Below are 4,068 nucleotides of genomic sequence, written 5' to 3'. Positions count from 1 at the left end.
AGGTTTTTAATATTAACTCTTATAGCAGTTAATATTAACTGTTATAGCAGTTAACATTAACTGCTATAGCGGTTAATGTTAACTCTATATAAGAGTTAATTTTGATTTTAGTTGTCCTTTTTAAATGTATTTTTTTAACTCTAGTTTAACAGTTAGACTTAACTCTAAATAAGAGTTGATTCAAATTTATATAGGTGTTATTATTAACTCAAACATTTTTAGGGAGGATATAAAAATGCCTAAAGTCTCAATGGTTGAGAACACTAAAATAGTTAACCCTGATGGAGAAATACTAGAAGAAACAAAAAGCGTTACTTTCAATTATGGAAAAGAACCCGACTACATAAAAGTTTATCTTGATAACATCATGTTTCTTGCTGAAATATCGGGATGGATCAGTAAAATCATGTATGAATTAATAAAATCAGTTTCGTATGCTAACAAAGGACAATTTATAATCATAAATGCTGGCTACAAAAGAATAATCGCTTCGAGTTTAGGAATTAAACTACAATCAGTTACAAATGCAATAAATCAATTAGTGAAAAAAGGAATTTTGATAAAAATAGAATCAGGAGTTTTTCAACTCAATCCACAATATTTCGGAAAAGGTGAATGGAAAGACATTTCAAAAATTAGATATGAAGTCGAATTAAATGCTAAAGGTAAATCTATTAAACTAAAAGAAATCGAAACTGAAGAAGAACCACAAAAAATAGAAGCATAAAAAAACGCCCTAGAATCAATTCTAAGGCATTTTTAATGTTCTAGTTCATCTTCATACTCATGTAATTCAATGATATTTTCTAAATCTCCCTGCATACGTGCATACTCTAAACCACCATCCACCGCTACAGAACGACACGAACAATACTTAAAATCATGAGTAAATTTAGATTCAATTACATCACCACATTTTCGGCATTGAATCGCATTTCTCTTTAGCTTTTTCATTGATAATCCTCCTATCAAAGTCCTCTTTCATTTTCACGTTCTTTTCTTTGTTGTTTTTGTTCTTTTTGTTGATTTTCAAGAAACTTTGATGCTGTTTCATATCCTTTTTTCTCATGTTCATTCAATCTTTCTTCTGAGTACCTAAGAGAACTAAATCTATTCATCGATGCATTTACTTTTCTTTTACAAAAACCAATAATCTCATGGAATTTAGGCAACTCTTTCGGAACAAACTTCTCATAAAATTTATCCATCTCGTCTATTAATTTTGCGAGACGTTCAAATTTACCCTTATATGGCTTCAACTCTTCATTTTCTTTTTCTAAACGCTTCACAGTTGTATGTAAATCTGTATTACTTGCTTGTAGTGCTTCATTCTTGCGGTGTAACGTCATATTTTCACGTTTAAAGGCTTCTGATGCCTTTGCCTTAGTTTTGAGTTCCTCAAAGTCTTCTACGCTCATTTCAACGGTTTTAGAGCGTAAGATACCACCCTTGTGTTTAACTTCGATCTTATCGACGTTATTTGTTGATTTCACTGCGTTTTGTAATTGATTCAAACGAGATTCTAATTGCTCCATTTGCTTATTTACTACTTCTTTTTTCTGTAAACATTGTCTAATGTCTGTTTCTAAAATTTTTATTTCTTCTTTTGCCGTCATAGCTTTGAACTTTCGTATTTCTACATGCTTTTTATCACTTGATACACCACGTTCCAAATAAAAACCTTTTTCTACCATGTGCGCATGAAAATCGTCCTGGAGTGAAACCAATTCTTTTCGGTTAAAAATCTGTTTCGCTGATAATTTATTCTCTTCAGTTACTGGAACCATTCCAACATGCATATGAGGTGTTTTCTCATCCAAATGTACTGCTGCATGTACAATATTTCGCTCCCCATATCGGTCTTTTAAAAAATTGTAGGCTTCTTTAAAAAATACTTTCTGTTGAGCTGGATCAATCATATCCAGCTCATCAAAAAATTCTCTATCACTTGTCACAACAAACTCACACATCACAACCGCATCTTTTCGAATCGCTCGATTGGTTTCTACGTTTTGTTCAATCTTGTCTTTCACCGTTTTCAAATAATCAATGTGGCCATCATTATGTAAATCATAATTCAGTTGTGTTCGTTCTGACTCAATATCATGATTTGTGTGACTCTCTTTTTCTCGCTGATTATGAATCTGAATTCCCTTCACATCTCGCATTTTAAATTTCTGCATACGGCAAATTGCGAAACTCATTTTTTCGCCTCTTTTCCATATGGTTCTATGTCCTTATCAGTCCCTAGAACCATATAAAGTATATAGACTTCACCCCTGTTTTTCGGTGGACTTCCATGTAAAGTATAGCACACTATACTTTACTATCGTAAAGGTGTGCCCTGCGGGGCTATTCGGCAAGCCGAATAAAGACCTTGGGCATTGCCCAAACCCACTGGGGAACTCTTCCCCAGACCCCATATAAAAACAAAAAACGTGGAATAAATAGTTGTTCTCCCATGAACGCTATTTATTCCACGTTTTCTTGACCACGAGCCTCTAAACCCTCAAACTCCCGAAGGCAACCCCACCGGTCAAAAACCGCCCTGTGGGGCCACCTCCCGTAGTTTGCATGAGGGTTCCCCTCATGGTAAAGAAACTTTCGCGGCATAATCGCTTTGTCATTATGCCAAATATTTGGGAATCAAATCTATTAATTTCAAGATACTTTAGCATTTCTAGAAACAATGTATAAAATTAATACAAAAATAAATAATGAAATGCTAACTACACCAGTTACCGCTTCATTACTTACTGTATAATTTACAATAGTAATAATAAATAAACAAAGAGCACCTATTAATGCTAACTTTTCTTTTATAAATTTAAGCATAAAAGTCCCTCCTTCTATATATTTACTCTATTAATATACCATATTTTCCCCAAATATGGTAATATATGATTGTATGAAAATTAAAATAAAAAGGGGTAATGTAAATGTTTAAAAAGAAATTTTTGCCTGTATTAATCGGTACTTTCTTATTTAGTTCTGTAGTTCCTGGAATTTCCTTTGCAGCTGAAACAAAAAATGCAAAAGTAGAACAACAACAGCAACAAGCAATTGATAATGAAATGTTTAGTCAATCAAAAACTATCTTGCAAGCAATTGAAAATATCCCTAATAGTGTAGTAGAACAAGGCCCACAAAAAACTGCAGAATGGTTACAAAATAAAACAGGATATTATGTAAGCATTGATAATAAGGAAAATTTAATCTTTAATGAAATTGATCCTGCTAAATCTAAAAATGTACAATCATTTAGCGCTTCAGCTTGTATTGGAGCTGTTGGAGTAGCACTTGTTAGTAATGGTATTCCATTTACTAAAATATTAAAAGTTAAATCGGCACTTAAAGCTCTTGGAGGAACTGCAAATGCAGTTTCTAAAATCAAAAAATATTATGATTCATATCGTTATAATGGATTTTCTAGAAATGATTCAATAAAAAAAGCTTTAAATAAAGCATCTAGTGGACTAGCTGGAGATACTAAAGCTGCACTTTTAGACTTTTTCAATTTAAGCAATGTTATTGCAAACTGTTTTTAAATAATAAATATTTTCATAATACATATGAAAACTAAACAAAAAAGAGTGTTTGTATATTAATTTATACTACACTCTTTTTTAATGCCTTCTTGTTTTTGGGTGTGAGTGCTGGCTAGTCGTGTGGGGGCTAAACCCCACGAATTTAACGTAACTAGATATGGCAAGAGCTGATTACTTTGGTCGATGGATCTAGGCGGTTCGGCTGGTACAATTGCTAGCCCAAGTCGAGCAACTTAACCTCGTTTTTGGTCTGTTCGGCTTGGCGAAAGCTAAAAACCAGCCGAATTTTTCCAGGCAATGGAGGAAAGGTGGAGATTTTTGAGTGTTCTTTACTCAAAAATACTACCTGACCATTGCCTGGAAAAAAGCCGTTCTTAGAACGATATAAAGATGTTTAACTTTTAACTCTGCTAAACTCAAAAAAAGAACAAAATCAAAACTATATAATAAATAAAAGAAGGAAAAGCTCTTTAGTTTTTTTAGTTAAGTCCTTGATATATAAGGGTTTGTGATGTTTTTT

At 32.8% G+C, this 4,068-nt stretch carries 5 protein-coding genes; 2 read left to right on the top strand and 3 right to left on the bottom strand.

The genetic code is table 11. From position 1 onward, the window contains the following. Positions 1-235 precede the first annotated feature (235 nt). The gene (locus B5P40_RS00175) at positions 236-727 is read left to right on the top strand and encodes a replication/maintenance protein RepL (RefSeq protein WP_113708657.1); all 492 of its coding nucleotides are present in this window, start codon (positions 236-238) and stop codon (positions 725-727) included. Between the two features lie 32 nt (positions 728-759). Here B5P40_RS00175 and B5P40_RS00170 read toward each other — a convergent pair whose 3' ends face one another. The 3 genes from B5P40_RS00170 to B5P40_RS32630 form a co-directional block, all read right to left on the bottom strand. Next, a complete protein-coding gene (locus B5P40_RS00170; RefSeq protein ID WP_113708656.1) occupies positions 760-954 on the bottom strand; it encodes a DUF7695 domain-containing protein in 195 nt (64 codons plus the stop codon). Positions 955-968: 14 nt separating this feature from the next. Further along, complete coding sequence (gene mobV / locus B5P40_RS00165; protein ID WP_113708655.1) at positions 969-2,204, bottom strand: MobV family relaxase; 1,236 nt, start codon at positions 2,202-2,204, stop codon at positions 969-971. Between the two features lie 457 nt (positions 2,205-2,661). Beyond that, positions 2,662-2,835, bottom strand: coding sequence for a hypothetical protein (locus B5P40_RS32630; RefSeq protein WP_174078549.1), 174 nt, complete (start codon positions 2,833-2,835; stop codon positions 2,662-2,664). 104 nt (positions 2,836-2,939) lie between these two features. Between B5P40_RS32630 and B5P40_RS00160 the strand changes: the two genes are divergently transcribed. Next, complete coding sequence (locus tag B5P40_RS00160; protein ID WP_113708654.1) at positions 2,940-3,548, top strand: hypothetical protein; 609 nt, start codon at positions 2,940-2,942, stop codon at positions 3,546-3,548. Positions 3,549-4,068: the final 520 nt, after the last annotated feature.

Origin of the sequence: Bacillus sp. SRB_8 (assembly GCF_003264205.1) — a bacterium.
GTDB lineage: Bacteria > Bacillota > Bacilli > Bacillales > Bacillaceae_G > Bacillus_A > Bacillus_A mycoides.
This window is presented reverse-complemented; position numbering and strand designations above follow the sequence as displayed.